Genomic DNA, 5,980 nt, shown 5'->3' on the forward strand with positions numbered 1-5,980 from the left:
TGTGGTGGTGCGGAACGCTCATGCGGACTTCGCCTTCCGAGAAGTGCCGAAAGTGAGGGAGCGTTCCTGCGGTGGACTGCCATGAGGCGGATGGCTGAAAATGGGTCCGGCCCTCGGATGTCCACGACGCGATGGGCAGGCGTCGGAAGCGGGCCGGAAGGGGTAAATCGCTGGTGACGGAAGAATGTCACCGCGGTTGGCAGGGAACCTACGGCGGGTTATGTCGATCGGTCAAGACCTGAATCCGTCGGAATCCGGCGCGTCACTGTCGGGCGTCCCGTCCTTCGCCTCGTCGACCCAGCCCAGCGAGACGCTGATCCGGCGGGCCGCGTCCCGGACCTGGCCGCCCAGTTCCTGGTAGCGCCAGGCCGGCAGGCCGAGCTTGAGGCCGGTGATGGAGACGGCCCCGGCGCACACCGACCGGTCGTCGAAGACCGGCGCCCCGATGCAGATGATGCCCTCGGCGTCCTCCTCGTCGTCCAGGGCGTAACCGACCCGGGCGATGTCCCGCAGATGCGACAGGAAGGTGGCCGGGTCGGTGATCGTGCGGGAGGTGCGCCGGGGCAGCCCGAACCGCTCGACGACCGCGGCGGCCTCGCTCTGCGGCACGGCGGAGAGCAGGGCCTTGCCCAGGCCCGTGCAGTGCGGCAGCTCGCGCTGGCCCATCCGCAGATCGAGCCGGACACGCTGGTCGAGCTCGACCTGGTCCACGACGACCGCGTGACCGTCCTCGGGCACGGCGAGCCGGGACGCCATGCCGGTGGTCCGGGTGAGCTCGCTCAGAACGGGACGGGCCACCCCGCGCAGGGAGACCTGGGAACGTGCCCGGTCGCCGAGCCGGGCCAGGCTCATGCCGAGCCGGTAGCGGCGGTTCATGCCCTCGCCGTCGTCCGAGACGAGGCCGTAGGCGCGAAGGGTCTGGAGCATGCCGAAAGCGGCGCTCTTGGAGATCGAGCAGGCCTGGCCGACCTCCGTGACGCTCAGGCCGTTGCCCTGCGTGGGGGCGGCGAGCGCTTCGAGGATGTCCGCTGCCCTGGCCACGCTCTTGACCCAGTACTTCGGTTCTTTTGTGGCAGCACTGTTCGTCATAGCAGAACAGCGTAGTGCCTCCGGGGGAAGCGGAAGGCGCTTTCGACGTGAAAAAGCGCGGCTGAGGGCCGTTCGTTGCCAGGAAGGGGGTTGACCGACCCCGGTGCCGCACGTAATATCCAGGCACTGTTCTGCTCTACAGAACAGTGTTCAGAAAAAGCGAGACGCACCACCCAAGCACCACGGATCACCTCTTCCTGCGGCGACTGCCGGGCGGATGGCGCCAGGGACTCACGGGCCGGGCAGGGCCTGCGAAAACCGACGACTTTCGACGCAAGGAGCAAGCGATATGAGTTCAGGCCCGGTAGGCAACGATTCCGGAGCCCGACTCGCCGAGCGCGCCCGCCAGGTCGTACCCGGCGGCGTGAACAGCGGTCAGCGCAGCGTTCCAGGACTGACCGACCTGGTCGTCACCGGGACCGACGGCGCACGGTTCCGTACCGCCGACGGACGCGAGTACACCGACTTCCACTCGGCGTTCGGCCCGCCGCTGCTCGGCCACAACGACCCCGACGTGGCCCGCGCCACCGCCGAGGCCGGTGCCGCCCTCGGCCACATGGGCGTCGGCGTCACCGAGGGCGAGGTCCTCCTCGCCGAACAGCTCACCGAGCTGATCCCGTCGATCGAGAAGGTGCTGCTCACCAGTACCGGCAGCGAGGCGACGTTCCACGCGCTGCGGGTCTCCCGCGCAGCCACGGGCCGCCGTCTGGTCGTCAAGTTCCAGGGCTGCTACCACGGCTGGCACGACGCGGTCAGCCTCAACGTCATCTCCGCCCCCGAGAAGGTCGGCGGCCACGACCCGATCTCGACCGGCATCCTGCCCGAGGTCCTCGAAGCCACCCTCGTCCTGCCGTTCAACGACAGCGAGGCCGTGCGCCGCGCCTTCGCCGAGCACGGCGCCGACATCGCCGCCGTCATCGTCGAACCCGTTCCGCACAACGTCGGCGCGCTCCTGCCGTACCAGGAGTTCCTCACCACGCTGCGCGAGGAGACCACGAAGGCCGGCAGTGTCCTGATCTTCGACGAGGTCATCACCGGCTTCCGCCACGACATCGGCGGCTGGCAGAAGATCTCCGGCGTCACCCCCGACCTCACCACCCTCGGCAAGGCCATCGCCAACGGCGCCCCCGTCGGCGCGATCGGCGGCCGCGCCGACCTGATGGACCTCTTCTCCACCCGCCCCGGTGCCCCCGCCTTCTTCGCCGGCACGTACAACGGCCACCCGTCCGTGGTCGCCGCCGCTCTCGCCACCCTGCGCAAGCTCCGCGAGGAGCCGGTCCACGAGCACGTCTTCCGGCTCGGCGAGCGCGTCCGCACCGAACTGACCGGACTGTACGAGCGCCTCGGCGTCCCCGCCGTCGTCACCGGCTACGGCTCCGTCTTCGTCAGCTACTTCATGCCGGGCGAAGCCCCCCGTACCTATGCGGACCTGCTGAACAACGACGCCTCGCTGTTCGTCGGCTACCGCCGCAAGCTCCTCGACCACGGCCTGTTCGAGCTGCCGCTCAACCTCAAGCGCAGCCACATCAGCTACGCCCACACCGACGCCGACGTGGACCGTCTCATCGAGGGCACCGAGGCCGCGGTGAGGGCCGTGCTCGCCGACGGCGGCGCCCGCGACCTGGAGAACACCTCGACCATGGGCGGAGCGACCCGCTGATGCTGACCGTCAACCGCACCCGCCCCCCAGGCCCCGCCGGACGCATCAGCCGCGTCGAGACGCTGATGCTCGGCACCTCGTGGCGCGACTTCGGCTACGTCCGGGTCCACACCGACGAGGGCCTGACCGGCATCGGCGAGATCACCCATCCCTACCGGGTCCGCGAGGTCTGCGCGCTCACCGAGGCACTGGCGCAGCGCCATCTCATCGGCGCCGACCCCTTCGACATCGAGGAGCTCTGGCTCCGCGTCTACCAGGGCGACTTCCTGCGCGGCGGCGACATGGGCGGCGTCGCCCTGTCCGGCCTCGACCAGGCGATGTACGACCTGATGGGCAAGGCGCTCGGAGTCCCCGCGTACCGGCTGACCGGCGGGGCCTGCCGCGACAGCGTACGTGTGTACGCCAACGGCTGGTACACCGGCGAGCGCGAGCCCGAGACCTTCGCCGCCAAGGCGAAGGAGACCGTGGCGAAGGGCTTCACCGCCCTCAAGTTCGACCCCTTCGGCCCCGGACTGCACGAGCTGGAACGTGCCGAGCTGCGCCGCTCCATCGACCTCGTGGCCGCCGTCCGCGAAGCCATCGGGCCGGACGTCGACCTCTTCATCGAGGGCCACGCGCGGTTCGCCATGCCGACCGCCGCCCGACTGGTGCGCGAGCTGGAGCCGTTCGACATCGGCTGGTTCGAGGAGCCGATGCCCTGGACCCACATCGAGCGGTACGCGGAGCTGCGGCAACGCGCCGCGTTCCCGATCTCCGGCGGCGAGCACTTCCACAACCGCTACGAGTACAAGCAGCTCTTCGCCACCGACGCGGTCGACATCATCCAGCCCGACCTCTCGATGGCCGGCGGCTTCACCGAGGTCAGGAAGCTCGCCGCGATCGCCGACACCCACGGCATGCTGGTGGCCCCGCACAACTCCAACTCGCCGCTCTGCACCACCGTCTCGGTGCACGCGACGCTCGGAATCCCCAACTTCAAGATCCTCGAAACCTTCGACGGGCTCCTGGAGGACTACGTCTTCGACGCACTCAAGGGCACTCTCCCGATCGTCGACGGCCACATCGGCCTGCCGACCGCTCCGGGGCTCGGTGTCGAGCTCGTCGACGAGGTCTTCGAGGAACACCCGCCCAGCCACCGCTTCTGGAACATGTTCGCGGACGGCTGGGAGAAGCGGAACCGGACATGATCGTCGACGTCCACTCGCACCTCTTCCGGCACAGCCACGACTTCACCGACCCGTTCAAGTCCGACTCCGCCCGCGCCCACGCGGGCGAGGTCGACCTCACGGTGAAGTGGGAGGAGTACGCTGCCACGGCCCCCGAGGGCACTCGCACGATCGTCGTCGGCGGCAAGGCGCGACGCAGCGGGCTCTGGGTCGACGACGCGGCCGTCGCCTCGTACGTCGGACAGCACCCCGACCGGCTCATCGGCTACCTCTCCCTCGACCCCACCCAGCCCGGCTGGCAGGACGAACTCCGCCACGGCCACCAGGAACTGGGCCTGCGCGGCATCAAACTGATGCCGATGTACGCGGGCTTCGACCCGGCCGCCGAGGAGTACGACGAGCTGTACGGCTACGCCGAACGGCACGGACTCCCGCTCCTGGTGCACACCGGCACGACCTTCGTGTCCAAGGCGCCCCTGGAGTGGGCGATGCCCCGCCATCTGGACGCGGTCGCCATCCGTCACCCCGAACTGCGGATGGTCCTCGCCCACCTCGGCCACCCCTTCGAGGGCGAGTGCATCGCGGTCATCCGCAAGCACCCGCACGTGTACGCGGACATCAGCGCCCTGCACTACCGGCCCTTCCAGCTCTGGCACAGCCTCCGGCTCGTCCAGGACTACGGGGTCTTCGACAAGCTGATGTTCGGCAGCGACTACCCGTTCACGACGGTCGACGACTCGGTGAAGGGGCTGCGGGAGATCGCCCGCATCCCCGGCATCCCCGGACTGCCGCCGCTCGACGTGGACGCGGTGGAGGAGATCATCCACCGGCCGTCGCTGGATCTGCTGGGTCTGAGCGGCTGACCCGGCCGCTCCCCACGAACCTGTCGGCCGGCGCCCGGGGCCACCCCCCTGTCCGAGGGCGCCGGCCGGCAGCCGGGCCGCCGCGCTCCCACCCCAGTGTCCCTGCGCGGCGGCCCGGACCCCTCCGGCGGGCCAGGGCCGGAACCACCGCACCTCTCTTCGTACCTCTCCGCCTGGAGGAACCCCGTCATGACCGCAGCCGTCCCGCCCCGCGGAACCGACCGCTTCGACCTGACCGGCCGCACCGCGGTCGTGACCGGGGCCGCCCGGGGCCTCGGCCGGTCCTTCGCCGTCGGGCTCGCCGAGGCGGGCGCCGATCTGGTCCTCGTCGACCTGCCCGGTGCCGACGGCGTCACCGAGACCGCGGCGGCCGTCGAGGCGCTCGGCCGCCGGGCCCGCACCTACGGCCAGGACCTCGCGGACATCGACGCGCTGCCCGGCTTCGTCGATGCCGTACGCGCCGAGGCGGGACCGCTGCACATCCTGGTCAACAACGCGGGAACGGCGGCGCTGGAACGCTTCAACGAGATCACCCCCGCGAGCTGGTCGCACATCATGCGGGTCAACGTCGACGCCGTCTTCTTCCTCAGCCAGCGCATCGCCGAACACATGACGGCGGACGCCGTCGCCGGCCGCATCATCACCATCACCTCGAAGAACGCCCTGGTGGCGGAGGCGGGGCTGGCCCACTACAACGCCTCCAAGGCCGCCGCCCAACTGCTCACCGAGACCCTGGCGGTCGAACTCGCCCCGCACGGCATCACCGCCAACACCCTCGCCCCCGGCATGGTCGAGACCCCCATCGACGGAGAGTTCCCCTTCGACCGGGAAGCCTTCGAATCCGCCTACCGCGAGCGCATCCCGCTGGGCAGGTACGCACAGCCCGACGAATGCGTGGGCGCGCTGCTGCTGCTCGCCTCGGACGCCGGGGCGTATCTCACCGGGGCGCGCATCGTCGTCGACGGGGGAGTGCTGGCCGACCAGATGCCGCGCATGCGCTTCATGCCGCCGTACCGCAACACGATCTGACGTCCGCGCCTCGTCCCGCCGCACCACGCCTCCGTCCGACGTGCGCGCCTCGTCCCGCCGTACCGCGACACGATCCGACCGCGACCGACCGGCAGTCGGTCCTCATCGAGCACGCACCGACACAGCGAGGAGCACCTGCGCCATGTCCGTCAATGCATCGTCCCCGAACCCGT

At 70.2% G+C, this 5,980-nt stretch carries 5 protein-coding genes; 4 read left to right on the forward strand and 1 reads right to left on the reverse strand.

Annotated features, from left to right (window positions below):
• Positions 1–231: 231 nt before the first annotated feature.
• Positions 232–1,089 carry an IclR family transcriptional regulator gene (locus tag ACIRP2_RS39515; RefSeq protein ID WP_404258602.1) on the reverse strand — a complete coding sequence of 286 codons (858 nt, stop codon included), beginning with the start codon at positions 1,087–1,089 and terminating at the stop codon, positions 232–234.
• Between the two features lie 289 nt (positions 1,090–1,378).
• On the opposite strand from ACIRP2_RS39515, the gene ACIRP2_RS39520 reads away from it, so the two are divergent.
• The 4 genes from ACIRP2_RS39520 to ACIRP2_RS39535 all read left to right on the forward strand — a co-directional run bounded on the left by ACIRP2_RS39520 (position 1,379) and on the right by ACIRP2_RS39535 (position 5,807).
• The gene (locus tag ACIRP2_RS39520; protein WP_404258603.1) at positions 1,379–2,749 is read left to right on the forward strand and encodes an aspartate aminotransferase family protein; all 1,371 of its coding nucleotides are present in this window, start codon (positions 1,379–1,381) and stop codon (positions 2,747–2,749) included.
• Positions 2,749–3,936 carry a mandelate racemase/muconate lactonizing enzyme family protein gene (locus tag ACIRP2_RS39525; protein WP_404258604.1) on the forward strand — a complete coding sequence of 396 codons (1,188 nt, stop codon included), beginning with the start codon at positions 2,749–2,751 and terminating at the stop codon, positions 3,934–3,936. Before ACIRP2_RS39520 ends, ACIRP2_RS39525 begins: the two co-directional genes overlap by 1 nt.
• Complete coding sequence (locus ACIRP2_RS39530; protein ID WP_376286371.1) at positions 3,933–4,778, forward strand: amidohydrolase family protein; 846 nt, start codon at positions 3,933–3,935, stop codon at positions 4,776–4,778. The genes ACIRP2_RS39525 and ACIRP2_RS39530 overlap by 4 nt, the downstream gene beginning before the upstream one ends.
• A gap of 189 nt (positions 4,779–4,967) precedes the next feature.
• Complete coding sequence (locus ACIRP2_RS39535; protein WP_404258605.1) at positions 4,968–5,807, forward strand: SDR family NAD(P)-dependent oxidoreductase; 840 nt, start codon at positions 4,968–4,970, stop codon at positions 5,805–5,807.
• Positions 5,808–5,980 lie beyond the last annotated feature (173 nt).

This window comes from Streptomyces sp. NPDC101194 (genome assembly GCF_044767885.1).
Lineage (GTDB): Bacteria > Actinomycetota > Actinomycetes > Streptomycetales > Streptomycetaceae > Streptomyces.

What these genes read in the sequence shown, in the direction of transcription:
- ACIRP2_RS39535 (WP_404258605.1), top strand. Translation starts at nt 4,968, where the DNA reads ATGACCGCAGCCGTCCCGCCCCGCGGAACCGACCGCTTCGACCTGACC.
- ACIRP2_RS39530 (WP_376286371.1), top strand. Translation starts at nt 3,933, where the DNA reads ATGATCGTCGACGTCCACTCGCACCTCTTCCGGCACAGCCACGACTTC.
- ACIRP2_RS39525 (WP_404258604.1), top strand. Translation starts at nt 2,749, where the DNA reads ATGCTGACCGTCAACCGCACCCGCCCCCCAGGCCCCGCCGGACGCATC.
- ACIRP2_RS39515 (WP_404258602.1), bottom strand. Translation starts at nt 1,089, where the DNA reads ATGACGAACAGTGCTGCCACAAAAGAACCGAAGTACTGGGTCAAGAGC.
- ACIRP2_RS39520 (WP_404258603.1), top strand. Translation starts at nt 1,379, where the DNA reads ATGAGTTCAGGCCCGGTAGGCAACGATTCCGGAGCCCGACTCGCCGAG.